Source organism: Candidatus Yanofskybacteria bacterium (assembly GCA_016181175.1).
Classification (GTDB): domain Bacteria; phylum Patescibacteriota; class Minisyncoccia; order 2-02-FULL-40-12; family IGHO2-01-FULL-4-A; genus 2-01-FULL-44-17.
In genome coordinates, this window is record JACOZV010000001.1 from 258,180 (window position 1) to 283,175 (window position 24,996).

General features: G+C 40.6%; 25 protein-coding genes. 20 read left to right on the top strand and 5 right to left on the bottom strand.

The features are described 5' to 3' along the window. The first annotated feature begins 50 nt into the window (after positions 1-50). Positions 51-1,580 (top strand): adenylyltransferase/cytidyltransferase family protein, encoded by a 1,530-nt coding sequence (locus HYT61_01295; GenBank protein MBI2062858.1) that lies wholly within the window; start codon positions 51-53, stop codon positions 1,578-1,580. Positions 1,581-1,623: 43 nt separating this feature from the next. Here HYT61_01295 and HYT61_01300 read toward each other — a convergent pair whose 3' ends face one another. Both HYT61_01300 and HYT61_01305 read right to left on the bottom strand, forming a co-directional pair. After that, positions 1,624-2,211 (bottom strand): ATP-binding protein, encoded by a 588-nt coding sequence (locus HYT61_01300; GenBank protein ID MBI2062859.1) that lies wholly within the window; start codon positions 2,209-2,211, stop codon positions 1,624-1,626. 6 nt (positions 2,212-2,217) lie between these two features. Further along, positions 2,218-3,429, bottom strand: coding sequence for a radical SAM protein (locus HYT61_01305; protein ID MBI2062860.1), 1,212 nt, complete (start codon positions 3,427-3,429; stop codon positions 2,218-2,220). A 126-nt stretch (positions 3,430-3,555) separates the two neighbouring features. Here HYT61_01305 and HYT61_01310 point away from each other — a divergent pair, with 126 nt between their 5' ends. The 4 genes from HYT61_01310 to HYT61_01325 all read left to right on the top strand — a co-directional run bounded on the left by HYT61_01310 (position 3,556) and on the right by HYT61_01325 (position 7,551). Continuing rightward, positions 3,556-4,305: a glycosyltransferase family 2 protein gene (locus tag HYT61_01310; protein MBI2062861.1), complete on the top strand. Its 750-nt coding sequence runs from the start codon at positions 3,556-3,558 to the stop codon at positions 4,303-4,305. Next, the gene (locus tag HYT61_01315) at positions 4,298-4,834 is read left to right on the top strand and encodes a dual specificity protein phosphatase family protein (GenBank protein ID MBI2062862.1); all 537 of its coding nucleotides are present in this window, start codon (positions 4,298-4,300) and stop codon (positions 4,832-4,834) included. The genes HYT61_01310 and HYT61_01315 overlap by 8 nt, the downstream gene beginning before the upstream one ends. Before the next feature lie 102 nt (positions 4,835-4,936). After that, complete coding sequence (locus HYT61_01320; protein ID MBI2062863.1) at positions 4,937-6,778, top strand: thiamine pyrophosphate-binding protein; 1,842 nt, start codon at positions 4,937-4,939, stop codon at positions 6,776-6,778. A 392-nt stretch (positions 6,779-7,170) separates the two neighbouring features. Then, complete coding sequence (locus HYT61_01325) at positions 7,171-7,551, top strand: hypothetical protein (GenBank protein ID MBI2062864.1); 381 nt, start codon at positions 7,171-7,173, stop codon at positions 7,549-7,551. Between the two features lie 208 nt (positions 7,552-7,759). On the opposite strand, the gene HYT61_01330 is transcribed toward HYT61_01325, so the two are convergent. Next, positions 7,760-8,176, bottom strand: coding sequence for a hypothetical protein (locus tag HYT61_01330; GenBank protein MBI2062865.1), 417 nt, complete (start codon positions 8,174-8,176; stop codon positions 7,760-7,762). A 368-nt stretch (positions 8,177-8,544) separates the two neighbouring features. Here HYT61_01330 and HYT61_01335 point away from each other — a divergent pair, with 368 nt between their 5' ends. The 9 genes from HYT61_01335 (at position 8,545) to HYT61_01375 (ending at position 14,878) form a co-directional block, all read left to right on the top strand. After that, positions 8,545-8,757: a hypothetical protein gene (locus HYT61_01335; protein ID MBI2062866.1), complete on the top strand. Its 213-nt coding sequence runs from the start codon at positions 8,545-8,547 to the stop codon at positions 8,755-8,757. A gap of 44 nt (positions 8,758-8,801) precedes the next feature. Further along, a complete protein-coding gene (locus HYT61_01340; protein MBI2062867.1) occupies positions 8,802-10,463 on the top strand; it encodes a B12-binding domain-containing radical SAM protein in 1,662 nt (553 codons plus the stop codon). 74 nt (positions 10,464-10,537) lie between these two features. Next, positions 10,538-10,813 (top strand): GIY-YIG nuclease family protein, encoded by a 276-nt coding sequence (locus HYT61_01345; GenBank protein MBI2062868.1) that lies wholly within the window; start codon positions 10,538-10,540, stop codon positions 10,811-10,813. Positions 10,814-10,887: 74 nt separating this feature from the next. Then, positions 10,888-11,811, top strand: coding sequence for a 3-methyl-2-oxobutanoate hydroxymethyltransferase (gene panB, locus HYT61_01350; protein ID MBI2062869.1), 924 nt, complete (start codon positions 10,888-10,890; stop codon positions 11,809-11,811). A 152-nt stretch (positions 11,812-11,963) separates the two neighbouring features. Then, positions 11,964-12,707 (top strand): glycosyltransferase, encoded by a 744-nt coding sequence (locus HYT61_01355; protein MBI2062870.1) that lies wholly within the window; start codon positions 11,964-11,966, stop codon positions 12,705-12,707. Positions 12,708-12,770: 63 nt separating this feature from the next. Continuing rightward, positions 12,771-13,661, top strand: a complete 891-nt coding sequence (locus HYT61_01360) for a methyltransferase domain-containing protein (GenBank protein MBI2062871.1) — start codon at positions 12,771-12,773, stop codon at positions 13,659-13,661. A 79-nt stretch (positions 13,662-13,740) separates the two neighbouring features. Continuing rightward, on the top strand, positions 13,741-14,103 hold the full coding sequence (locus tag HYT61_01365) for a pentapeptide repeat-containing protein (GenBank protein ID MBI2062872.1): 363 nt from the start codon (positions 13,741-13,743) through the stop codon (positions 14,101-14,103). 14 nt (positions 14,104-14,117) lie between these two features. Next, positions 14,118-14,684 (top strand): pentapeptide repeat-containing protein, encoded by a 567-nt coding sequence (locus HYT61_01370; protein MBI2062873.1) that lies wholly within the window; start codon positions 14,118-14,120, stop codon positions 14,682-14,684. Continuing rightward, positions 14,681-14,878: a hypothetical protein gene (locus tag HYT61_01375; protein ID MBI2062874.1), complete on the top strand. Its 198-nt coding sequence runs from the start codon at positions 14,681-14,683 to the stop codon at positions 14,876-14,878. The genes HYT61_01370 and HYT61_01375 overlap by 4 nt, the downstream gene beginning before the upstream one ends. Before the next feature lie 80 nt (positions 14,879-14,958). On the opposite strand, the gene HYT61_01380 is transcribed toward HYT61_01375, so the two are convergent. Further along, positions 14,959-16,629, bottom strand: coding sequence for a radical SAM protein (locus HYT61_01380; protein ID MBI2062875.1), 1,671 nt, complete (start codon positions 16,627-16,629; stop codon positions 14,959-14,961). Positions 16,630-16,761: 132 nt separating this feature from the next. Between HYT61_01380 and HYT61_01385 the strand changes: the two genes are divergently transcribed. The 5 genes from HYT61_01385 to HYT61_01405 all read left to right on the top strand — a co-directional run bounded on the left by HYT61_01385 (position 16,762) and on the right by HYT61_01405 (position 22,961). After that, complete coding sequence (locus tag HYT61_01385; GenBank protein ID MBI2062876.1) at positions 16,762-19,266, top strand: hypothetical protein; 2,505 nt, start codon at positions 16,762-16,764, stop codon at positions 19,264-19,266. Positions 19,267-19,513: 247 nt separating this feature from the next. Beyond that, positions 19,514-20,269, top strand: coding sequence for a class I SAM-dependent methyltransferase (locus tag HYT61_01390; GenBank protein MBI2062877.1), 756 nt, complete (start codon positions 19,514-19,516; stop codon positions 20,267-20,269). A gap of 81 nt (positions 20,270-20,350) precedes the next feature. Further along, a complete protein-coding gene (locus tag HYT61_01395) occupies positions 20,351-21,403 on the top strand; it encodes a hypothetical protein (protein ID MBI2062878.1) in 1,053 nt (350 codons plus the stop codon). 147 nt (positions 21,404-21,550) lie between these two features. Further along, positions 21,551-22,135, top strand: a complete 585-nt coding sequence (locus HYT61_01400; protein ID MBI2062879.1) for a bifunctional (p)ppGpp synthetase/guanosine-3',5'-bis(diphosphate) 3'-pyrophosphohydrolase — start codon at positions 21,551-21,553, stop codon at positions 22,133-22,135. A gap of 130 nt (positions 22,136-22,265) precedes the next feature. Next, the gene (locus HYT61_01405; protein MBI2062880.1) at positions 22,266-22,961 is read left to right on the top strand and encodes a hypothetical protein; all 696 of its coding nucleotides are present in this window, start codon (positions 22,266-22,268) and stop codon (positions 22,959-22,961) included. A 185-nt stretch (positions 22,962-23,146) separates the two neighbouring features. Here the strand turns inward: HYT61_01405 and HYT61_01410 are convergent, their stop codons facing one another. Continuing rightward, positions 23,147-23,767: an SIS domain-containing protein gene (locus HYT61_01410; protein MBI2062881.1), complete on the bottom strand. Its 621-nt coding sequence runs from the start codon at positions 23,765-23,767 to the stop codon at positions 23,147-23,149. A 261-nt stretch (positions 23,768-24,028) separates the two neighbouring features. Between HYT61_01410 and HYT61_01415 the strand changes: the two genes are divergently transcribed. Further along, entirely contained in the window at positions 24,029-24,991 is a 963-nt protein-coding gene (locus HYT61_01415) for a flippase-like domain-containing protein (GenBank protein MBI2062882.1), read from the top strand. Positions 24,992-24,996: the final 5 nt, after the last annotated feature.

Below are 24,996 nucleotides of genomic sequence, written 5' to 3' on the forward strand. Positions count from 1 at the left end.
GGTAGGGTGGACTCAACTCAAGTTATTTAAAAATTAAGCGGGGGTGATCAATGCCGACTCATAAGAAAATAAAAACGCCGGAAGAACTGTCGGGCATACTTGAGGGCCAAAAGGCGCTTGGCAGAAAAACAGTTTTGTGCCACGGCGTTTTTGACTTATGGCATGCCGGACATCTGCATCAGTTTGAACAGGCAAAAGAGATTGGTGATATTCTGGTGGTAAGCCTAACAACGGATCGCTACGTTTTAAAGGGTCCGGGCCGGCCGGTTTTTAATCAAAATATCAGAGCAAGCATTATCGCAGCTCTGGAGTTGACTGATTATGTTGTCCTTTGTGATACGCAAGATTGCGTTGAGCTCATTAAACTTTTAAAACCCGATTTCTATATAAAGGGTGCTTCCTGCCGTGAGCGTGCCGAGGATCCGTCAACAAGAGTGTTTTTGGAAAAAAAAGCCGTTGAGGAAGTTGGCGGTAAATTGTGTTTTACTCACGAGATTCCGATCCACGCGACACCCCTTTTAAACCACTATATTAATCCTTATCCTGAAGACGTTCTAGTTTTTCTTGATGATTTTAAGAAAAGATATTCTTTCAAAGAAATTATTAATTTTTTAGAGCAGTTGAAAAAACTCAAGGTTATGGTGATCGGAGAAGCCATAGTTGATCAGTACGATTTTGTGAAACCGATGGGGGTATCGCCAAAAGGCGGCGTAATCGCTTTAAAATATCTCAACACGGAAATGTACGCGGGCGGGAGCTTGGCCTGTGTCGGTCATATTGCCAATTTTTGTTCAAGCGTAACCCTGGTTACTGCCATCGGTTCGCGTAATTCGCACAAACGTCTTATTTTGGATTCAATGGCTACCGACAATACAAAGCCGTTGATAATGACCAGAGATGGATTGTCAACAATTATAAAACGCAGAGAGATTGAAATGGCGTATTTTAGAAAATATTCCGAGACATATACTTTTGACGAAGCGCCATTGACCCCAAGCGAAGAAGACAGTTTTATGGCGCTTCTAAAAGATGGAGGAATTAAAGACGCTGACTTGGTTTTTGTAATTGATTACGGCCACGGTTTGATGACGCAAAGAGTCATTGAATTCGTTTGCAATAACGCTCCTTTCCTTTCCGTGAATACCCAGGTAAACAGCGGAAATAGAGGTTTAAATGACGTTGCTAAGTATCCCAAAGCTGATCTGGTGTGTCTTGATCGGTTTGAGGCCAGTCTTGCCTTGAGAGATCAATGGAGTACGGTTCCTAATCAGGCAGTTAAGCTGATGGCAAGTCTCGGAGCTTCCATAGTTGCCATCACCCAAGGACACAAAGGTTCCGTTATTTCAAACAACAAAGAGATTTTTGAGATTCCGATTTTTTCAAAAAAAGTGATTGATACCGTTGGTGCCGGAGACGCGTACTATTCTTTGGTGGCGCCGTGTGTTCGCGCCGGACTGCCGCTTGAGTTGTGCGGTTTCATTGGCAATGCCGCCGGAGCCATAGCCACAACATATCTGGGTAACAAGACCACCGTAAATTCTAAAATGTTGCTTGGTTTTGTTGATACTCTTTTAGGATAATATAAAAACCCGCTGTAAAACGGGTTCTTTTTTTTGGCTAGACTTATTCGTCCAAATATTTATGTATTTGGGTAAGACATACTTCCTGTGGTTGCGAAGTATCTACGGCTAAATGTTCAAGCGCTGGCTTTCCTCCGCATCTTGCGTATCTTGCTTTGAACATATAATAGTCTTCTGGCCGTATCGGAGCTGCTTGGGTATCTTTTAATCTTTCATCTGATCTTTTTTTGATTTCTAGTTCATTGTCGTTAGTAATTTGGCACCATATTATTTTTAGTTTTACTGAATACGATTCAGCTATTTGCTTAAGACGATCTTCCATGGTACCGACATGCCATTTTTTGGTAAGTGACGGCATTTCCACGATCAGCGGCACATTATGGCCCGCACTATTTTTAATCGTTTCAAAGAGTTTATCATATGCTTGGGCGGTTTTCTGGTTTTCTATCGCTTCTTTTTCTTGATTAGTCCAATCTTTTGGTGCCGATAAAACCGGTCCGAATAGTTTTTTCCTTATTTTGTCTAGATTGATAAAAGGAATGCCTGTTTCTTGGGCTATTATTTTGGCGAGAGTTGTTTTACCCGAAAGCTGGACTCCGAGAAAAATGATTAGTTTTGTCTGCACTGTCATCTCCCGTCAGATAAAATTAACATTCTTAGGTAAGGAATCCGGTTGGAACGTTTCTTGTACATTTTCCGGTCCTGATTGGCGTTTCGTTTCCAAATCCCAGAGGGCTTCATTTACAAAATGCATCCTGCAATTTTTGCGGCAGGCCGAAATGTCAAAGTTTTTCATAAATTCAATGTGCTGGCGACGGCGTTCTCCCCACCAAATTTCTTTGAAGGTCTTATCTGTAATGTTGCCGAGGTCAAAATCCGGGTTGCTGTTGTGGGCGGCACAGCTGATTATCATACCGTCCGATTGTAGATATGCCCACGACATGGGTGTAGCCAGACATTTTTCGTATTCCCGTTTCGGCTTTTCATAGCTTAGTATTGTATTCCACCTGAAAACAACTTTAAAATTTGCATCATTCAGTTTTTGCAGTTCACCATCCATTTTTTCAAATTCCTTCAGGAAGCCGGTATATTTCATGTCCCCATATCTTTGCATGGTTCCCAAGCTATAGGGATTTTGGCCGTATGGTTTAATCACTACATGATCTAACCCTGTTTCTTTGGCTTTTTTTGCCAAGTCAATAGCTTCATGCCAGTTGGCCGGCACAACCGTGCCGTCTAAATCTAGCGTGTCATTTACCAGAAGCACTGTTTGACAGCCGATTTCGCACGAATATCCGAATTTTGTTCTCATTTCTACCGCTTTTCCGAGATTGCGCCAGATTGTATCCCAATGATTGGGTCCAGCTTTGTGTATTTTTGTGTAAGTCTCTTTTTTACCGGCGTTAACGCTGGCCTTAATCCAGCTTAGGTGCGGTAGGGCGGGGTCAAGAAATTTTTCAGTTAAACCGGTGGCGTTGGTAGTGAGAGCGCTTTCAATGCCGCATCTGGCAGTTTCTGCGATAACTTCGGCCAGGTCTTTGTAGAGTGTAGGTTCACCTTCGCCCGCGTGCATTAAGCTTCTTACGCCCAAACCATCAGGGTCTTGAGATCTCAACCATGCCAGTTCTCGGATAAACCCAATCAGCCTCTCTTTAGGAATACTTCTGTCGGGATAGCCCATTACTTCCTTGGCGCAGAAGGTACAGCGATGATTACAAAGACCAATGGGGGATATTTCGATATAAATTGGTGGCGTTGAAAAAGGATTATCTAACCATCGTTTCAACCAAGCTGGGTGATATGAAATTTTTTGACTATCAAATTGGGTGTCAATTCGTGGAGTTTCCATTGTGTTTCCTGTATTTTTTGTGAAATAGCTTTTGTGAGTTTATAACAATCTTGACGTATTGGCAATATACCACTTTTGTGATATTGACTTAGACAAGTTCGTTGACAAATAATTCAGGAAAATCATATGGCCGTTTCTGTGAGCGTGGTGATGCCCGCTCACAAAGAAGCGGGCAATTTAGAGGGTGCGGTCGGGTATGTCACCGACAACATGAATATTTTTATCCAAAACGGGAAAGTCGTGGACTGGGAAATTATAATTGTTGATTCTCTTGAACCGGATGGTTCAAGTGATGGCACGCCAGAGCTTGCCGATAAGTTGGCAAGGCAAAATCAGCATATACGCGTTATCCACAATCAGGCCTTCGTCAATTTAGGTTTTAAATATAAGCAGGGATTAGCCATGGCGCGATTTGGTTACTTTATGATGGTGCCTGGTAAAAATACTTTGCACGGCGATTCTTTGAAAAACCTTTTCGGTTGCCTGGAACATGCTGATGTCGTCATTGGCTATCAAGCCGATATGAGCCGCCGGCCATTTGGACGACGCCTGATTTCCAAAACATTTACCGTGTTCATGAATTTAATTTTTGGTTTGCGCCTTCGTTATTACAATGGCACGACGATTATCCCGACCCAAATACTACGCGAGCTTAATCCCGATGCCGACGACTTTGCTTACATGGCCGAAATTTTGGTGATGCTTTTGAAAAAATACCGTCTGTCCTATGCAGAAGCGCCATTTTATACCCGCGGCCGCCGTAAATACGGTCGAACCAATGCCACAAGAATTGATAATGTTATAAGCGTTGCCAAGACCGTGCTTAAACTCATAAAAAAAGTCTATTTTTCTGGCAGGATGGGTAGAAATGTTTAAATCAATGCTTCGTGAAGCGGTTGTGCGCTTGAAACATTTTATTCCCTGGCTGTCGTATGAAGACAGATTCAGATTTTACGAGGTAGAAGCGGGCAAGTTATACCGTTCATCTCAACCCGCACCTGAAGCGTTGTCTTATTTCTTCAAAAAATATGGCATAAATTCCATTATTATTTTGTTAAAACATGCCGAGGATTGGGAATTTGATTGGGCTTTGTCTCACGATCTTGCCGTTTTGCAAATTCCCATATCAGGCCGCGCTCCTAGCGACGATGAAATAAACAAATTCATTGAATTTGTTTCCTGTAAGTCTAACCAGCCAGTTTTAATTCACTGCGTTCATGGCAGGGATCGCACCGGCTGCCTCTGTTTTTTATACAGAGTTGAAGTGATGGGCTGGGATGCCAAAGATGCCTGGCGCGAGATGAAGAAGCTGGGCTATTGCAGTTTGCCATGGCACTTTCGAGAGCAAACGCAAATAAATATCACAAGGTGGTTGGAAAATAGATATAGAGTTCAGCTCAAATAGTGCGCATTGACGCACTTTTTTCTTGACAAAATACACGCTTGATTTGTTGCCCCGGCGTGTTATATTAGCACCAAATGTTATTTAATAATTTGAGGAGGGCCAATGAAACTCTCGGATTACGTGATTCATTTTTTGGCCGATTTGGGCTTGAAACATGTTTTTGTGCTGACGGGCGGTTATGCCGTTAATCTGATTGACTCATTCCACAAAGAACCGAGATTGAAACATATCTGTGTTAATCATGAACAGGTTGGGGCCATGGCGGCCGAGGCCTACTCTCGTTTTGCCGGTTTTGGCGCTATGATCAGCACTAATGCGCCGGGGGCACTGAATCTGCTTAATGGCATAGATGGCGCGTGGAATGATTCTATTCCCTGTATTTTTATCTGTGGGCAGGTAGTTAGGGAGAGATGGAACCGCAGCAAAGACGTTACTTCACATGGCCGCGAGATTGTAGATATGGTTACCATTGCCGGTTCGGTTACCAAGTATGCCCAATATGTGGAAGACCCGGAGAATATAAAATATTATATGGAGACAGCCGTTTCTATTGCCAACGAAGGCAGACCGGGACCGGTGCTCCTTGAGATTCCTTTGGATGTGCAAAAAGCAAATGTTGAGCCGGAAAAACTGGTTGGTTTTAATCCGGATCCGGATGCGCATTTAAGATTGCAAAAAGTTGGACCGCAAAACCAAGACAAGATTTCCACTAAAATTACAGAAGCTCTGGCAATGATTAAAGAAGCCAAACGTCCAGTTGTTTTGCTGGGCGGCGGGTTAAGACTATCAGGCACAATTGAACAGGCGCGAATATTTATTGAATCTCTCGGCATTCCAACTGTTGCCACTTGGGCCGCTTTTGACAATATGCCGCATAACCATCCGCTTTATCTGGGCAATATTGGCAGTTACGGGAACAGGCGGGCTAATTTTACCGTTCAAAACGCAGATTTGGTTATTGCTCTTGGAGCGCGCTTAAATGTCAGACAAACCGGCGGCAGTCCGAACACATTCGCGCGAGACGCTAAAAAAATCATGGTTGATATTGATGAATTTGAGCTGGCAAGGGCGAGAGTCAAAGTTGACCTGCCAATCAAATGCGATTTGCGTGACTTCTTTGACCTTTTGTTCGGTCAAAACAAATATCTCCCAAAGCTTAATATTGACTGTTGGCGCAATCAAACAACGACTTACAAAATCTTATACACGGAAGTTTTACCTGAATATTATAAGCAAAAAAATTCTGTTAACGTTTATGTTTTTTTAAAAACACTTTCTAATATGATAGATGCTTCTGTTCCGGCAGTTACGGACTGCGGCGGAAACCTTATCTGGACAATGCAGGCCTTTGAGGTAAAAGATGGCCAAAGAGTTTTTTCTAATATGGGTTTGTCGTCCATGGGCTATTCGCTTGCCGCGAGCATCGGTGTTTGCCTTGCCAACGACAAAAAACCAACTGTTTGTATAATCGGAGACGGGGGATTCCAGGTTCACATACAAGAATTGGAAACTATTAAGCGGTTGGGGCTGCCGATTAAAGTTTTTGTTTTGAACAACCACAGCTACGGAATCATTAAGCAGACAATTGAGTCGTGGTTTGGTATTGCAAGCACGGAAGAGCTTGAAAAAAGATGTTTGGCTGTATCATCGCGCGACGGTTATAGTTGTCCTGATTTTTTAAAAGTTGCCCGGGCTTATGGCATTGCCAATCTTAGGATCGGTAGTCATGCCGAAATGGAATCAGGAATAAGAGAAGCTTTGGATTATAATGGTCCAATCGTTTGTGATGTGGTGCTGGATGAACATCAAAAAATCACTCCGCGGCTGGAATTCGGCAATCCGCTTGAAGACCAGCATCCGCTGTTGCCAAGGGAAGAATTAAAAAAGGTTATGCTAATTGATGTTTTGAAAAATAATGAAGAAGAGTGGATGCAGGGGATATAAATACTTTAGACGCCTCACAATAGTGAGGCTTTTTATTTTTTTAAAATATAATACTATTCCATTAAAAACCCCCGCTCGCCATAGAACCTTTTGGGAATTTCGAAAACCTCCAGCGAGGTTTTCTCATCTTTTGTGATTGCCGCCATTTGTCAAGACACTCACTTCGTTCGGTCATTGACAAAACCGTGCTGGCGGCAACCCCAGAAGTCCCAAAAGGCACTATGGCTCGCTAAATTTTTGAAATAATAGATATCGCTAGAGATCCTTTCGTGATTTCTTAAAAGTGTCTTTGGTATCGGCTTGGGGTTTGTAATTTTTGCACCCTTGACACATCGCAAATTCATATGCTAACCTATTACAATATTAGTAACTTTAAAAATCGGGGGTTTTAAATGTTAGAGCAAGCAGCCGAAGGTAACTTACTAATTGAAAGAAAGCCAATTGAGGTCTTGCTTTCAAAAATAGAGAAATTAAAAAAGAGCAAAGAAAAAGAAGTAGCCGATTCGCTAAAAGCAGTAAAGAGAAGATTTCTCATGTGTATTTTTTGGTATACAGGTAAGGAGTATTCTTTAGATTACTTATGTATGGAATATTCTTCTGGTCTTTCGCGCCAAGAAATAATAATACAAGAAGTAATAATAGATGTACTTAGAAAATTTTCAGATCAAGAACTAGTAACTTTAGCGACCCATCTAATCCAGGAATCCGTCAAAAGGACGGATTACATTAAAAAAACCGGAAAAAGGTGTTGGTATTGTCGTTATTTACGCTAGGAATATATTGGTGCTACCTTACTCGGAATTTTGTTTATAGTTTTGGTTTAATAATTAGCAATTTGGACAAATTCAATGTTACTCCCCTCCAAGTACTAGAGGAATTTCTAAACGAGTAGCGTAAAAAACTAGAGTGAGATAGAGTTGTAACAGTGTCTTGACTTGAAAAGAAAAATTATTTACCGCCATTGCTGGCGGTTTTGTTTTTTCAAAACAAATACAAAAATAAAATTGCGCCGGTGAAGTTTAATGCAAGGTCAAATAAACCATCCTTCCATTCGTAATTCACGCTTTTAAGTCTGAATTTACTTTTTATGTATCTTGAAAGCGTCGGAGCAGACGCAATCAAAAACTCCGCCGATTCCCACAAAATGCTGATGATACCAAGACTTATTAAAATCAAACTGACGGAGCTGAAAAAACTTGAGAAAAACATAGCTACAAAAAACCCGCCCAAAAAATGCAATGTCTGGAAAAACCAGTAATGCCGAACACCAAAACCGTAGTACATTCCCACAACCAAATTGAGAACAAAAATACCCAATAGTATGGCAACCGATGCCATCATCGTGGCAAGATTTATGTTTTCCATATTTTTATTATACAAGAATACGAGCTTTCTCAAAAATTACAAACCAAGCTCACCCTCTGATTTTCTTACAACGTCATGCCTTTCTGCAAATTTTCCTCACCGTGCTATTGTTCCTGGCAATTTGCGGTTATCCATTCCCCCTTCGTCTTCTGACTCCGGGGCCCGCAAATTGCCAGCGGAACAATAAACGCCCGGTTCGTTAATTTACTAGTCGGCAGACGAATGACGAAAATCAAGAGGTTTCGCTTGCCTTTGGTTTGTAATTTTTTAGCGAACCATTGTGCCTTTTGTGATTTTTGTGGATAGCAAAATGGAAAAGCGAGGCCATTATGCCTCATAGCACCGTCAAAAGAGTGGATTGTCCCGATTCTGCTTTGCAGAATCGAGGATCCTCGATTTTCATGAATGAAAATCGGGACATGGTTTGCGAGCAGTATAATATTTCCTCACTGCGAGCAAAATCCACGCTTTTGACGGAATGTAGAATTCTCGCTGGGAATTCAAATGGTGATAGGAGGTATAATGGCGAGCTAGTTTTTGAAATTACCAAAAGGCACTATGGCGAGCTGGTTTTTGAATTTGATAAAAATAGTGATTCGTGCTATTTTCAATAACAAGTTTTTTAAAAATTAAATTATAGCCGGAGAGGAGGTGGAATATGGCCGACAAAATTCTTTTTGTTGTAAATAACGTTGATTACATTGACCCGATGGGAGTGATGCTAATGTCGGCCTTGGCCAAACGGGAGGGATTCGCGACATTTCTAACCGTTTTAAGTCAGGACGACTTGGGCGAGGAATTGAAGCGTATTAAACCGGATATAGTCGCGCATTGCAGTGTCAAAACCGGCGAACAACAGTTTTTTCTAAAAGCCAACGACAAAATAAAGGATTATTCAAAAAGCATCGTTACGATAATGGGCGGTCCTCACCCGACCTTCAACCCTGACATTATTGAAGAAAGCCTAATTGATGCCGTTGGTATGGGCGAATGCGATGTTGCCTGGCCCAAACTCCTTAAGGCGTTACGGGACAGAGAAGACACAAGCAACATACCAAATATCTTTACCAGAGATTCCTGGCTTTCTAAATGGAAAAATGAAACTGAAGCAAATCGTAATCGTTTTAGACACAAATTGACCCACCCTTTGGATGGCCTGCCTTTTTATGACAGAGAGATTGTTTACAGTAAAACTCATCTTGGCAAATTTCCAATGCGCTGTTTTATGAGTTCCTGGGGCTGTCCGTTTGAATGCACCTATTGTTTTGAGCCAAAAACGAATGCCCAACAGCGCGGTCTGGGTCCGATATATAGGAGATACTCTCCAAGACGATTATGCGCCGAACTTAAAGAATTAAAAAATAGATATTCCACCCAGTTCATTAAGTTTTATGATGATATGTTCGTTTTGAGCCGGAGCGTTGATCCTTGGCTTGCCGAATTTGCCGAAATTTACCCTCAAGAAGTCGGCTTGCCGTTTTTCTGCTTAACGCGATGTAATGTTTTGACCAGAGAGAATCTTACCGTCCTCAAGAAGGCCGGCCTTCATTCAATAACAATGTCCATTGAGTCAGGTAATGATTATATCAGAGAAAAAGTTATAAAACGCCATATGACTCGGCCTGAAATTGAAGAGGCCTTTGCGCTTTGCAATGAAATGGGCGTAAAAACTTTTGCTAATTCAATTTTGGCTATTCCGGTAAAAAAGGAAATAATGGCCGAACAAGATAAAACCCCGATTGATTACGATTTTGATTCCCTGGAATTGAATCTCAAATCAAGAGTTACTTTTGGAGAATTTTCGCCGGTATATCCCTACCCAGGCTGTGAGCTTTCAGAATATGTAGTGGAAAACGGCTGGTTTGACTATACTGACTTTGGAAAACTTCACGCGAGTTATCAAAACGAGAGTCCGTTAAATTGTTTTACCCCACTGGAAAAAAGAATGCAAAGCAACATGTCGTTGCTGGGAACGGTATTTCTCGCTTTCCCGTTCTTATATTCCAGGAAATTTGCCGAATTTCTGTTCAAACTGCCGCTGGCAAAACTTTATTTTATTTTATACTTTTTCGTTAAGGGTTATCTAAATGTTTTCAAAATATATCCGATGAAATTTTCAGTTGTTAGCCTTTTGTTAAATATCCGCAGAAGCATAGCGTTAGAGTACAAGAAACATGCTCCCGGCGAGCGTATTTATGAATCCAAGAGGACCATGTCTCAAGCGACTACGCCCATGCTTGGCGGTTTGCCGCAAGGCGGACTGATACCTCCACCGCCAAAGCCAAAAAAGAAAGACGACATTTTTAAGATAATTGATTAAACAAAGACCCAGATCGGGTCTTTTAATTTAGCAAGGGGGTTGACCCCGCACCTTTTCAGCACAATAATCACAGCATGCACTGGTTATACATAATTAAAAGTAAGGAAAATGGAGAATTATATATCGGCAGCACAGGAAATTTAGTGAAAAGACTGGCCGAACATAATACTGGCAAATCTAGAGCTACGACCAGATATAAACCATGGTTTTTTGTTTATATTGAAGGCTATTTTTCTAAGGATGATGCCTTGCATCGCGAACGGAATCTGAAATACTTTGGCAAAGTCTATGCCCAATTAAAAAGACGTATTAAAAATAGCCTTCAGGGTGCTGAAAAGGTGCGGGGTTGACTTTGTATTCCATTTTGATTTACTGGTTATAAATATCAAGGTTCTTTTAAATAAAATAAAAAAGGAGACAAATTGTGTCTGACGAAAAAAATGCCATTCCTCTCCAATCGAAAATCAAGCGGGTGACCATTAAAACCTTGCATGACATGAAGAAAAAAAGACCGGAGCCGGAAATTATTTGTGCTTTGAGCATCTATGATTCTTTACATGCCCGGCTATTTGACAGGGCTGGCGGAGATATGATTATTGTCGGCGATTCTGTAGGTATGACTTTGCAGGGTAGAGCTAACACCCTGCCGGTAACAATGGATGAAATGGTTATGTTTACCCAAGCTGTAAGAAGGGGCACGGATAGATTATTTGTTGTTGGTGATATGCCCTTGGGTTCGTATGAGGTTTCAAACGAAGAAGCGGTGCGTAATGCTTTGCGCTTTGTCAAAGAAGCGGGTTGTAACGCAGTGAAGGTGGAAACCAATCTTGATTACATTGACCGCATCAGAGTTATTGCCAGCGCCTGTTTGGTGGTGGCGCATATCGGTTTAAATCCCAACAAAGCCGAGATGCTTGGAGGTTACAGGACGCAAGGTAAGACAAGAGAAAGCTTTTTGGAATTAAGCAAGGTAATTGTTGAAGCTGAAAAAGCGGGTGCCTGTATAATTTTAATAGAATCGGTTACGGAAGAAATAGCCGAAATGCTAAAGTCCAAAGTTAATATTCCAGTATTTGGCATTGCCGCCGGTCGCAAGCTTGATGGCCAGCTTGTCATCAGTTCTGATTTACTTGGATTTTTCGAATGGCCGGGCAACCCCCCGATTCACTTTGAAAAATATCTTACAGAAAGACAGGGCATTACGATCGGTGATGTTACCCTGGATGCTTTTCGCTGGTATGTCAAAGCCGTAAAGGAAAAAAGATTTCCAAGCGACAAACATGTCCATCACATTTCAGCCGACGAGTTAAGTCAAGTGTTACAAACCAATAACAATTCATCAGCCTAAGACCGTCTTAACGGTCTTTATTTTTAGCCGTGCGATTGATTTTCAGAGAATATTGTGTTATTCAATATGCAGAAAACGAGAACTTTAAAAACGTTATCATCTACCACAAGAAGGGGGATTATGCTATTTATTAGAATGAAACACAAACAGCGATGGAAAAAATGAAACCAACATTAACCGTAATAATGCCGGCCTACAATGAGCTTAAAAATCTTAGGGGGGCTTTTATAAGCGCAACCGGGGCCCTTAAAATAGCCGGTATTTCTGATTACGAAATAATAATCATAACCAACACGAAGCGTGATGGTAGCCACGACGGTACGCCGTATGTTGCCGAACAAATCGTGAAGGAAGATTCCAGGGTTAGGCATATTCATAACAACTCTTACGTGGGCTTGGGTTTTAAATTTAGACAAGGCATTGGAGATGCCCGGAAGAGCTTCATAACTTGGGTGCCGGGCGATAATGAAAATATTGAGGAGTCCGTTGCCGGCATCTTCAGACATATCGGCGAAGCCGATATGATTACCAGTTATACTTCCAACACTCAAGTCAGGAAATGGAAAAGACGTTTTGTGTCCAGATGTTTTACTGAGTTTTGTAATTTGCTGTTTGGTTTGAGATTGAAGTATTACAACGGTATTTGTATTTATCCGACGAAACTACTCCAAAAAGTGCCGACGAAGTCCGATAATTTTGCATACATGGCCGAGATTATTATTTACTTGGTCAAATCCGGAGTTAGATACAAAGAGGTTCCAATGGAAATCAAACCCACTGCAATCTCATCTTCCTTTAAGTTAAAAAGTGTTTTTGAAGCTTTGGGCACTATCGCTTTGTTATTTTGGAATATTCATTTTAAGAGGACAAGGATTAAAATTGGTTCAATAAATTAAATTCAATCGGATTATATCCGATTTTTTATTGTGAAATAATTTTGCATGTGCTAAGTTGAACTTATGAATTGTATTATTTGCGGCGGAACTTCCCCGCGTTTTTTTAGGGAAAAAGATGGCTGGCAGTTAGTCGAATGTCCCAATGACGGGCTTATTTACGTTGATCCGCAGCCAACCGTGGAACAATTAACGGAATTTTATAATTCGGGAAAGTACTTTCATTCTGATGATCATGGGGTGGGGTATAAAGATTATATCCGAGAAAAATTTTTTATAAACCTCGGGCATAAGCCAATACTTCGCAAGATTTCAAAATATTTTTCAAAGCTGAATAAAAAAGAAGGAGCTCCACGCAAATTATTGGATGTCGGTGCCGCATATGGTTTTTTCGTTGAGTTGGCTTCAAAGTACGGGTTTGAAGCTATGGGAAACGACATAACGCGGGAAGCGGTGGATTATGCAAAGAGCCGCAATGTAAACGTGGTTTTGGGCAAAACCAAAGAGCTTAATTTTCCGGACGGTTCTTTTGATGTTGTGACAGTTTTGGGGGTTATTGAGCATTGGTATGATCCCAAGGAAGAGTTATCGGAAATACGAAGAATTCTCAAAGTGGGGGGTCTACTAGTTGTTTTAACATTGGATACCGGAAACTTTTTAGGGAGAGGTGCGGTTAAAGTGCCGGAACACGTATTCTATTTTTCAAAAAGAAACCTAATCAGGTTTTTATCAGATTGCGGTTTTAAAACCATTAAAACTTCAATCAACTGTACCTTTTTCAGTGTTGAAGAATTCTTCTTCCATTTATTTGGGCGTTTTTTCAAAAACGATAGTTTTGGTTGGTTGGAAAAACTCTTAGTCGGTTTGGCTCAAAAAACTCGTTTAGACAAAGTTCCTTTGCCGGTAATAGACGGCCAGATTCTTTTTATATGCCGAAAAGAAGGTAGTGCAAAATAATCCTCTTTGATTTGACCTTATTTTAGTAATGGTTTATCTTGTTTGGGTGAAAGTTCTTTTATAAAGAAGAGGATAATTTATGTCGGTTGAAATAAAAAACTTAGACGGAGAAGTTGTTTTTGTTTTTCCCGGTGATTCGTTGGTTGAAGCCAATTTGAGCAATAACAAAAACTTGGGTCGGGCCGATTTTCGCGGCCAAGACATGAGAAATGTTAACCTTGGTGGCGCTCATTGCCGCGGAGCTGACTTTTCCGGTGCGGATATGTCCGGCCAGAAAACCTGCCTAGTTTATGCGCAGTGCCAAGATGCCAAGTTTGTCGGTACCAATCTTGAAGGAGCAGACATGGAAAGAATAAACATATGCGGGGCTGACCTGACTGGCGCCAGAAAAAATGGCGCCAGAACATCATATTGGCACTGGGATGAAGATACGAAATTTTAGGGAGGGTGAAGAGAATGATAAAAATTCTGCACCGCCATACAAGAGAATTGCTTTTTGTTTATCCTCGTGACACGTTTATCGGCCAAGACCTGCGGGGTTTCAATCTGGAGTTTGCAGACTTAAGCGGACAAGATTTAACAGAAGCAATTATGGAAGGCATGAATCTTGATGAAACCGAATTTTCTTATGCGACCTTGATTGGAGCCAAGATGGCTCGCTGTAGCTTAAGGGAAGCAATTTTTGATAGTACCGACCTAACAGAAGCGAAACTGGATAATTGTAAATTTTCAATGACGGCCTTTGTACGAGCTGTTCTTACTCGAGCTGATTTTTCTGGTTCAGATTTTGAGGGGGTAACAAATTTTACGTACGCGATTGCTATTGGTACGAAGTTTAGGAATATTAAAAAAATTGGTTCACCAATTTTTGAAAATATAGACTGTGGTGGCGCCGATTTTACGGGTACTGATTTAACGGTAATTTCGGAAGGCGATATTTTGGACGCAAACTTTGAGGGTGCCGTACTGGACCCGGCATCAAAAGAATATTTGGAAAAAATTTTACGGAAGGAGATAAAATGACCGATTCACCGTCCCCGCTTTGCGAAAACCATAAAGATACGCCCAAGCTAGAAGATTCGGTAAAAATAAAATGCCGTATGTGTTCAACGGGTGATCCCGATTCACTTCGTGATTCATTTTATGAGGATGCCCAGCTTTGTCAGGAATGTCATGACAACACGCAGTTCTGTATTATCTGCCAAGAACCCATCTAAATAGGACTTACGCGCATAGTCCTATGTAGGTCCAAATTAAAAACCCTAGCTTAATCTAATTAGCTAGGGTGTTTTTGTGTTTAAACAACGTCTTTAGGCTTTTCTTTGGAGTCAATTTGATCCTTTTGATGTTTGGCGGCTTCTTTCATGCCGGCCCGGATATTATCTAAAGGACTCGCGGGAAAAAGGCGCGGGAAAAAGGTTTTGGCGGCATAGCCCACATTTCTTAAGAACGAACCGTCGCCAATAGATTTTTTTATTTTCCAGAAAGCGTATCCGGGATTGTGAAGCGGTGAGTAAAATTCGCGATAAAACTTATTATACCAAGCCCGTAAAACTTCGGGTGTTAACTCTGGGTTGGGATGGCGGAACATGCCTTCTGCCCGATGAATATTATACAGGTCCCAACGTTCACTTAGAATTAATCCGGCTCGTTTCCAATCTTTGAATGCTCGAGTATCGGGAAAGGGAGTAAATATTGTCGCCTTGGCGAAATCTGGCCGCAACTTTTTGGCAAAATCAATAGTTTTTTGCATTGACCTTGGAGTGTCCTTAGGCGCTCCGATCATGAAAAAACCGATGGTCTCGACATTAAATTCTTTTAGCAATTTCATACATTCAATGGATTTATCTAGACTTAATGATTTTTGAATAGAATCCAGCGCGTCTTGGTCGCCTGATTCAAAGCCGGCGCCAAGAGAGTAAAGTCCGGTGCGGGTAGCTAGATCTAAGAATTCTCTGTCTATTCGGTCGGCCCGGACTCCATTACCTAGATTTATCGCAAAATGGAGGCCGTGCTCTAACATTTTTTGATGAATGATTTTACCTCTTTTCACGTTGGTTAAATACTGATCGTCGGTAATTCTTAATTCTTTGATATTTCTGAATTTGAAATACTTCATCAGTTCAATAACCTTATCCGGACTGAATACCCGATACGCATCTTCGGCTGAACAAAAATTGCAATGAAATGGGCAACCGCGGCTGGTCTCAAAACCAATCCAGGGGTGTTCGTGAGCAAGAAGTCTTGGCATTTTGTAAAGATAGTAGGGATACAAGTCCAAATCCAATGGTGGCAGGTCATCCATTGTCAGAAATTTCCTGGGCGGGGTTTCTAGAACCTCCAATTTAACACTTTGTTCGGGCGGGTACATTGCGTCCAGAGCAACATAATAAGCAAGCTCGCCAGTCGAGAGGCGACGAATTATTTCATCAGTTGTTGTTTTGATGCTCCGATCATCTTCGCCAGTTCGATAAAATACACCCCTAACATCCTTAATTGGCATACCAGAGCAGATATCAGCTAAAGTAGCCTCGCCTTCACCCTTAACGACAACATCGCACAGCGTCTCGCTAAGAGCTTCACTGGCCAAATTAGATGCGTGAACTCCGCCATGAATCAAAACTAATTCCGGACCCAAAACTTCTTTGGCGATAATGCCGGCTAATTTTGTACTAAAAAATGATGGCGTTACTACCATTAAGCCCAAATATTTAGGACGTTCCTCAAGCAGAAATCTCTTATAAGTGTGCCAAGCTAATTCTAGCTCAATTATGCCCATATCTATCACGCAAGTCTTAAAACCCTTAAGATTAAGTTTTAGATAAGCCGATAACCATTGATAGGCCTGAATTGGAAACACCTGGGTCGCTGCATTAATACGGGTTCCAGTATAAGCGGTAAATATCTCTGGCATAACCGCAAAAGCGATTTTACGTTCATCCAGAACCGGATAGTTCTTTTTATTCATCAGTTCTTCTCCCTGAAGATTTGTTCGTTTTTTAAAGTTCGTATGAATAATTTTAACCTAAATACGGTGGTTGTCAATCTGTTGTGTAGGTAACATTTTCTATGTTAAGTTTTTATCAATGTAATTTTTATTATGAATAATAAACTTAAAATATTTTTTGTGAGAAAAAACATTACACGTTTTTTTATTTTTTTAACGCCCGTAATAATTACACTGGTTTTAATCGGCCCTACTCTTTGGGGCGGCAAGGTGTTTTTGGATTCCGCGCATTCTACGGTTCAATATTCGGCCCTGTTTTCCCTAAAGAGTTCTCTTAATTCCGGTGTATGGTTTCCGGTTTGGATTTCCCAATGGACAAGCGGATTTTCCCTCTGGCTACTTCCGGCGAATTTCGGGCTATTAAACCCGCTCCATATTATTCTGACTAAATTTTTAGATTTTGCTTTGGCGTCCCATATTCTTACCCTTTTTTATTTTATAGCCGGATTTTATGCGGCATATTTTTTGGGCAGGGCGTTGAGTTTATCCAGGGCTGCCTCCCTTATTGTCGCTCTAGCTTATGCTTTTAACAGTTTTAATGTTTGGTGGGGGCTTCTCCTTTCCTTTTCGTTTCTCTATTTTCTTTTGCCTTTTTTGTTTTTGACGTTGCTTAAGGCTTATCGGGGTGAGCGCAAGTTTATATATTGGTCGGCCCTTTTTATTTTTTTGGCTTGGCCGTTCGCTCTGCCCCAGATATTTTTATACTCGCTTATTGCGACATTTGCTTTTGCTTTGTATTTAGACTTTGCCAAACGTACGGAAGGTTTAGTTCAGAAACGCTGGCTGGCCATTAAAAGTTTTTTTTACTTTATCATCCCCGGCACTTTTTTGGCTCTCATTTGGTTGCTTCCGGTTTATGATTTTATTCAGCTTTCTTCCAGAGCCGGAGGTCTTGCTTTAGAGGCGGCAGGAGAAGGACGGCTTCTACCTTGGGATCTCATTTTTTCATATATCTATCCGTCTTTTTCAATGCCCAAACTTATCCGCGAACATTTTTTATATATCGGTATTTTACCTTTTGCTTTAGCCATTTTTTCTTTGGTAAATTTTAGAAAAGACCGGCTGGTTAGATTTTTTTTCATCGGTTATATTTTTATTATCTCTGCTTTATTTCCCGGTTCGCCTGTTTGGAGATTATTTAACATTACTCCGGTGCTTAATCTTTTCCGAGTGCCCCTGCAGTTACTTTTCGTGGGAAATTTTTTCTTGGCGATACTTGCTGGATTCGGTTTAGACGGATTGTCGGAAAACAAAACAATCTCGTATCTAAGGTTTTTCAAAAATTATGTCCGGGGATTGAAAATAATGGTTATATTTGGACTTGCGACGGCAATGGTTATAGCATTGATTATGAAGTTTTACAGGTCTAACCTGCAAAATTTCGGTTATAATTATTTTGTTGAAAACTTGTTGCAATATACAAAATACCGTCCCTTGGAGCACTACTATGCCTTAATCAACGGATATTTTGATAAGTTTTCTTGGCACGTATCTTTTCTAAATCCATATTTTTTGACCGCACTGTTTACGTTGAGTGCGGTTTTCGCCCTATTTTATTTTTACAGTCGGGGCAAACTTACATTTAACAACTTTAAAATAATCGCCGTTATTATTACTGTTCTTGATTTACTTTTCGTTTGGCGTGGCCACTACAGATTTATGCCCAGGGATTGGTTAGACCCGGCTCCGGCGGCGGTATTTCTGAATTCAAGGGATAAAGAACCATTTAGGATTTATGTCATTTCCGAAGGGTATTTAGAGCTGGAAAAAATGGGCTATGATAAATACGACCTCTCTAATTACAAAAAAGATATGCTTTTTAAACGGAGCCGGATGCTTGGTTTTGGATTAAACGGCGTATCTGGCATACAAGGTGAAATAACGATGCTTGATACGCGCCGTTATGCCAAAATTATAGATCTTATTACAGATTCAGACGACGGAAGGAGAATAGAACTTTCAACCGCTGACAGAATTAAAGCATGGCAATCTTTGCAAAACAGAAATTTGCTTTCAATGATGAATGTAAAATACATTATTTCATCCTTTGACTTTAAGATGCCATGGAAAAAGATATTTGAAACCAAACCGGTTGAGGACGAGAAAATTATGACTTATGTTTATGAAAATACCGAAGTTTTGCCTAGGGTCTATTTTGCTAATAATGCAAGTTTTGCAGAACCAGACGAGTCCAGCACCAGTTTAGCCAAGGCCAAACTGGTGCTGGACGAGGCCAAAGCTTTTGACGCGTTACTGGCTATTAAAAACTTTAAGAACACAACGCTTGTTGAATGTGCGAGCGGGGATTGCGCTTATTCGGGCCAGCCGAATTTCAAAGATAGTCTGGAAATCATTGAAAAAAAAGAAGGCTATTTAAAAGTTAAAACGCAAACCAAAAATCCAAGATATTTAGTTTATTCGGAGTCTAATTTGCCGTATTGGGAGGCGAGGATTGATGGGAAAATGTCCCCGATTCTTATGGCAAATTACGCGTATCAGGCGGTTTTGGTTCCACCGGGGGAGCATTTAGTGGAATTTCAGTATCCCGGCCCAATTACGCAGTTTAAGTACTCACTCAAAAAACTGCTTGATTTCTAGTTCTAAAAGCTTGGCAAATACTGCCTTCTATCACCGCTAGCAACCCCAGCGAGATTGCGTCGCTCCGTTGAAAGCGTGGATTCGCCTCGCAGTTCAACCATTATACTGCTCGGTGACCGTGCAATCCACCCTTTCAACGGTGCTATAAAGCAGTATTTGCCAAGCTTTTAGACTTGACATGTAATGTGTCCGCATATTAAATTTTATATTACTTAATGCCATGAAAAATTCTATTAATAAAATGTCTATGAGAAAAAACCCAATTTGTCCATTTGGGGATTTAGCTTGGAAAAAATACTATTGGTTTTATCCCAGGCGCACCCCGCATTATGAAAAAAGTTATTGGGGAGAGGCGGTAGATCCCGATGGAAACAAAAGAAATCTTCTGAAAGAGTGGGACCAGCAGGTTAAAAACCGTAAGCATATAGCCGGATTTTTGAAACAGGTAAAACCGGGCAGGATACTTGATATCGGCTGCGGTCCCGGGTTTTTGTTGTCGGTTTTAGACAAAAAATGGGATAAATACGGGACCGATATTTCCAAGTCCAAAACGGCTCTAGATATCTGTTCTAAATACGCGCGGGTTTATCAGGGTGAATTGCCGCGCATTAATTTTAATAAAAAATATTTTGATGTTGTGGTTTTGAATCATGTGATAGAACAGTTGCCTAAGCCACTCGAATATATTAAAGAAATAAAAAGAATACTTAAAAAAGGCGGCGTCTTAATTATAGAAACTCCTGATTTTGATTCCGGCTGTGCGAGGAGATTCAAAAAAAATTTCCGCCTGCTTCATGATTCGGATCATGTCAGTTTATTCACTTCGTTTTCCTTGGTAAAGATGCTGGAAGATTATGGTTTTGAAATAATGCGTGTTGAATATCCATTTTTTGATTCCGCTTACTTTACGAAGGAAAACCTTCTTCGCCTATTTGATAATAAAAAAGTTTCCCCGCCCTTTTACGGCAACAATATTTTTGTTTGTTCACGACTCACCCGGTAACGCATAATACCCTTGACGTAAGTTAGTTTGTTTTGTAATTTGAAATTAAGACAGCACCTTGTCAATAAAACAGGAGAAAGAATGCCATTTCCGAAGCTTGATCCTAAAAAAGTCCGACAGCTTCCGCTTTCCATGCGTCGGGATAAAATGACCTTTCAGAAAATAAAGTATTTGGACGAGCCGGTGCCATCAATTAACAGCCCCGAAGTCCAACAAGAAATTAACGGCCTGGCCAAGAAAATTGCCGAGGCGCACAGGAATAACCGTCCAGTTATTTGGATGACAGGAGACCACGTCACTTTGAGGCGCGGTAACCAGCGCTATCTTATAGATTTGATGGAACGAGGCATAGTAACCCATCTTGCAGGAAATGGTGCCGTTCCAATACACGATTTTGAGCTCGCGCTTATCGGCTCAACACTTGAAGACGTTGAATTTTATATCCGCGATGGCAAGTTTGGAAACTGGGACGAAGTCGGTTTTGCAATCAATGAAGCGGCCAAATGGGCTGCTGAATTCAAGTGGGGTTTTGGCGAAACAATCGGCTGGATGATAGAAAATGACCGTTTTGACTTCAAGTTCCCGCACAAGGATATAAGTATTTTTGCCGCGGCTCATCGTTTGGGAATTCCGGCTACGGTACATGTTCTTATTGGCGCCGACATTGTTCACCAGCATCCGAATATGGACGGCGCGGCTACTGGCCAGGCAACTTACACAGATTTACTTATTTTTGCTCGCGCGCTTAGAAATCTTGAAGGCGGGGTATTTTTAAACCTTGGCACGGCGGTTCACGGGCCTGAAGTATATCTCAAGGCCTTGTCTATGGCCAGAAACGTTGAGCTTCAAGAGGGCCGTGAAAATATTTTGAATTTTACCACGGCAGTTTTTGACATTTTGGATTTGGGTAACTGGCGTGAGTCACGAAAAGAGATTTACGACTGGCGTCGCGATATGAAAGCCATGGATAATGGAGATAAAGAAAATCTTGACTCCAGATATTATTTTCGTCCCGGAAAAACTATTTTAACTCGCACGGTTGCCGGAGGATTCGGACAAAGCTTTTATATAAGAGGCGATTGCGGTATTACCGTGCCGAATCTTTATCAGAGCATTATGAAAGAATTGGGATAAACTGCAACATAATAAATTTGACAAGGTAGCGGCGCGAATTATCACGCCGTTTTTATTTACGCATAAACCACTTGGTCAACTAACTATTTTAAAAATCTTAAAGATTGCCATTGGCTCAGAAAATAAAACTATGTTATTAATCTAATTATGACCAGAGATAAATTTTTTGAGATAATAGACAAGAAGATGGGCTTTGAAGGTAGAGAGCAGATAGAATGGGCTTATGTGTTGGCTAAACAATTTCATAGAGAGCAGGTACGGGATGAGGGTGTAAGATATTTTGAGCATTGTCGTGACGTGGCCCTTATTTTGATAAAGTATGGACCGACTAATCCCGATGAATTAATTGTCGGACTTTTGCATGATGTTTATGAAGATCAGTTTGTTCCCAGGGGCATGATAAGGCAACTTTTCGGTAATGAAGTTGACGAAGCTCTGAAGGCTTTATCTCACGAAAAGCTATTCTACAAAAGTCACGGTAAAATTACCAAAACACCAGAAAATAAAAAAGAATATTTTGATTCAATTAAACGTGGTTCTATTCTAATAAGAAGGGTAAAACTTGCCGATAGATTACACAATCTTTTAACCCTGGAGTTCTGTAAACCAGAGAAACGAATTAGAAAAATTAAAGAAACAATGGCGCATATTTTACCGATAGCCCAAGAGACAGACTTGAGGTTTTTAAAAGCCATTAAAAATAGATGCGACTATTGGGAGCGTAAGTCTTAAATACCAAATATGTTTTCCTTGACACATAACAGACCAATATGTTAACCTATTTATGTTGTTGGAGAGCCATAAAAAGCCCCAGCAAATTGGTCTTTTTCAATTAAATTGAATAGAGGAAGGAGAAGTTAAAATGAATTCTTTGCAACCAACCAAACCAGAAACATTATTTCAAAGGCTTCATAAATCAATTACAAAAACAAGAAGAAACGCTAAAAAATCTGCTAAATTAAAACTTGAAACCGAAAGCGCAAACGCCAAGAGAGAAGCAGAGGGAATGTATGTGGAAATTGAAATACTTAGAAAAAAGGCACAAAAAAATTTGGAGAAAACACTTCGTGAATCTCCTAGTTTTAAAAAGTTTTTGTTAAAAAAACTTTCTTCTTCTCCTAGCGGCTTAGAAGATCGGGAAGAATTTATTCCAAGATTGGGTTTTAAACTTATTCCTAATCAGGATGAGTTTAGCCAATGGTTATCTGATGAGGATATTAAGGATTTGAATAAACAATGGTTATCTGAATCTTTATCTAACTATTATGTTACAATAGACGAGAAACTTAGAATTGGTATTATGCATTATGGCAGTCCATTTAAAGATGGGGAAAATATATTCTTGTCTGGGATATGGCACGATCTTGGCTCACATAGAAATGAGTGGCAACTGAAAAACAAAGAAATCTATCCAACATTAAAAAGACTCCTTGAGCTTTTTTGTAATTCGGAGGCGTTGATCAAATTTTTACTCTATCTGAATTGGACCGACTTGGATTATCTTGGTAAAAATCAAGTTAAATATTTTGGCTTTTACTATTTTCCTGAATGCTTTTGAGTGGGCTGATTCTTTAAGGGGTTAAATACCATTTTGCTTAGGTCACGAAGGATAAGGAATCAATACCCGCTTGATGAATGCCCGTCATAATTGATGGGTTTTATTTTCCTAACTATTTGAGCCACCACCAAAACCGGTCTCGGTCAAATTGGCTATAAAAAAACCCGCCAAGTCAGACTTGGCGGTTATTTATTTTCTTTAGTCAAAAGATAAATATCCAAAATGCAGTCGAGAATGAAAAGGTGGGTTCTTTCGGTGTGACGATAGGCAGTTGATGGTACCGCATATTTAGTCAGTAATGGCACATAGAAATTAATGTCGCCCATTTGACGCAATCTGTTATTCGACTGAAAACCGGATAGAGTGATTATGGCTAAACCCTTAGATTTGGCTGTGGCAACCGCGTTAATAATATTTTGTGATTCGCCGGAACTTGAAATTGCGATTAAAATATCGCCCGCTTGCCCAAAAGTATCAAGTGGCAGTTCAAAAACTCTTTCCCAACCCATGTCGTTTGCCGTGGCGGTGAGCATGGCCGGATCGTTGAAAGTATGAGCCTTCAAACCGCAAAACTTCCAAAAACGATTTGCCGTTTCGCTGGCAATTGAGGCGCTTCCACCGTTTCCGATTATAAAAATACGACCGCCGGATTGTTTTAGAACCTTTAACTTTGAGATGGCCGCAAAAACCACCCTTGAAAATTTTCTTGGAACGTCACAACAATCAGCCTCAATTGAACTAATAGAATCTACACATTGTTTAAAATATTCTTTGCATGCTGAATCTCGCCAGTCTAAAGTGTCCATGCTTTTACCTCGTCAAGTTTTGGATTGTTAATAGTGCTAATAAATGGATACCCAATTTCAGGAATAATTGCAATAGAATTTGTAGATGCCCCATTTTCACGACTTTAATTAAGTGTTAATCTAACGGGATGAATCCCGAACGAGACAGCCTTTGCCAACAACAAGGAAGGGTTACGATGGCTATCTAAACGGGATTAATAAAGTATTTTTAATAGGCACGGAAATGATTTACTCAATAAATCATTTCCTGTCTCGTACGGGATGAGACGATACCTATTTTTATTAATTCAGATTGTTGTCAGCGCGATGCTGGTTTTTTTTATTTTTCAAAATATTCATTTCGGTGACCTCTCGGGAGCGTTTAAGAACGTGCAGATAGAATATATTTTTATTGCTTTGGTGTTTTCCATTCCCGCGTGGCTTGTGGGTATTTTCAAATGGCAATTCCTGGCCAAAACCATCGTGGACAAAACCCCGCCTTTTAGATTTTTTATTTCATACTATCTTGTGGGATATTTCTACGCTTTATTTGTGCCAGGCGGCCAACTTCTAGGCGAAGGAATGAAGGCTTGGAGGATGTCTAACAAGTCAGAATTCAAACCCCAGTTGTATTTATCGGTTTTTGCCGATAAGGCCATAGGTTTTATGGCTCTAGGCTGTCTGGTTTTAATATCTTTTTTGACACAGCCTGTTTTATACGGCGACAGATTGAGTATTTTGAGTCTCGCGGTAAGTGCCGCCATTGTGCTGGCCGGTATTATGATTTTCTTCAGTCGCGTTTTGCTGGAATACTTTTATAAGGTTCCTGAATTTTTAGTCAAATTTTTGCCGTTATTTATAGCCGGCCACGTCGCCATTTTAAAGGGACTTCTCATTAAATACAATCAGCGCAGAAAATCTACTCTTATAGGTATCGGAATCGGAGCCATTGCACAGCTTATATGGGTTTTGGTTATATATTTTATTGCCCTCTCATTTAATCTCCATGTACCATTTTTATTTATTGCCTGGACTTTTTTGATAATGTCTGTAGCCACTTTTCTGCCGGTATCCTATGCCGGCTTGGGAGTGAGAGAGGGAACGTTTGTCTATTTTTTTTCGTTGTTGGGCGTATCCCGTGAGCTAGCCTTAAGCATATCGCTTATGCTATTCGGTTTTCAGGTGCTGGCTGCTTTAATCGGGGGAGGTTTTGAATTAAAAGAATTATGGAGTAGAATAAAATAAAATCA

Excerpts from the sequence above, each read along its gene's own strand:
- HYT61_01355 (MBI2062870.1), top strand. The coding sequence starts at position 11,964 with ATGGAAAAAATGAAACCAACATTAACCGTAATAATGCCGGCCTACAAT.
- HYT61_01345 (MBI2062868.1), top strand. The coding sequence starts at position 10,538 with ATGCACTGGTTATACATAATTAAAAGTAAGGAAAATGGAGAATTATAT.
- HYT61_01335 (MBI2062866.1), top strand. The coding sequence starts at position 8,545 with ATGAATGAAAATCGGGACATGGTTTGCGAGCAGTATAATATTTCCTCA.
- HYT61_01340 (MBI2062867.1), top strand. The coding sequence starts at position 8,802 with ATGGCCGACAAAATTCTTTTTGTTGTAAATAACGTTGATTACATTGAC.
- HYT61_01315 (MBI2062862.1), top strand. The coding sequence starts at position 4,298 with ATGTTTAAATCAATGCTTCGTGAAGCGGTTGTGCGCTTGAAACATTTT.
- HYT61_01310 (MBI2062861.1), top strand. The coding sequence starts at position 3,556 with ATGGCCGTTTCTGTGAGCGTGGTGATGCCCGCTCACAAAGAAGCGGGC.
- HYT61_01410 (MBI2062881.1), bottom strand. The coding sequence starts at position 23,767 with ATGGACACTTTAGACTGGCGAGATTCAGCATGCAAAGAATATTTTAAA.
- HYT61_01370 (MBI2062873.1), top strand. The coding sequence starts at position 14,118 with ATGATAAAAATTCTGCACCGCCATACAAGAGAATTGCTTTTTGTTTAT.
- HYT61_01385 (MBI2062876.1), top strand. The coding sequence starts at position 16,762 with ATGAATAATAAACTTAAAATATTTTTTGTGAGAAAAAACATTACACGT.
- HYT61_01295 (MBI2062858.1), top strand. The coding sequence starts at position 51 with ATGCCGACTCATAAGAAAATAAAAACGCCGGAAGAACTGTCGGGCATA.
- HYT61_01325 (MBI2062864.1), top strand. The coding sequence starts at position 7,171 with ATGTTAGAGCAAGCAGCCGAAGGTAACTTACTAATTGAAAGAAAGCCA.
- HYT61_01320 (MBI2062863.1), top strand. The coding sequence starts at position 4,937 with ATGAAACTCTCGGATTACGTGATTCATTTTTTGGCCGATTTGGGCTTG.
- HYT61_01365 (MBI2062872.1), top strand. The coding sequence starts at position 13,741 with ATGTCGGTTGAAATAAAAAACTTAGACGGAGAAGTTGTTTTTGTTTTT.
- HYT61_01305 (MBI2062860.1), bottom strand. The coding sequence starts at position 3,429 with ATGGAAACTCCACGAATTGACACCCAATTTGATAGTCAAAAAATTTCA.
- HYT61_01375 (MBI2062874.1), top strand. The coding sequence starts at position 14,681 with ATGACCGATTCACCGTCCCCGCTTTGCGAAAACCATAAAGATACGCCC.
- HYT61_01400 (MBI2062879.1), top strand. The coding sequence starts at position 21,551 with ATGACCAGAGATAAATTTTTTGAGATAATAGACAAGAAGATGGGCTTT.
- HYT61_01360 (MBI2062871.1), top strand. The coding sequence starts at position 12,771 with ATGAATTGTATTATTTGCGGCGGAACTTCCCCGCGTTTTTTTAGGGAA.
- HYT61_01415 (MBI2062882.1), top strand. The coding sequence starts at position 24,029 with ATGAGACGATACCTATTTTTATTAATTCAGATTGTTGTCAGCGCGATG.
- HYT61_01405 (MBI2062880.1), top strand. The coding sequence starts at position 22,266 with ATGAATTCTTTGCAACCAACCAAACCAGAAACATTATTTCAAAGGCTT.
- HYT61_01395 (MBI2062878.1), top strand. The coding sequence starts at position 20,351 with ATGCCATTTCCGAAGCTTGATCCTAAAAAAGTCCGACAGCTTCCGCTT.
- HYT61_01380 (MBI2062875.1), bottom strand. The coding sequence starts at position 16,629 with ATGAATAAAAAGAACTATCCGGTTCTGGATGAACGTAAAATCGCTTTT.
- HYT61_01300 (MBI2062859.1), bottom strand. The coding sequence starts at position 2,211 with ATGACAGTGCAGACAAAACTAATCATTTTTCTCGGAGTCCAGCTTTCG.
- HYT61_01390 (MBI2062877.1), top strand. The coding sequence starts at position 19,514 with ATGAGAAAAAACCCAATTTGTCCATTTGGGGATTTAGCTTGGAAAAAA.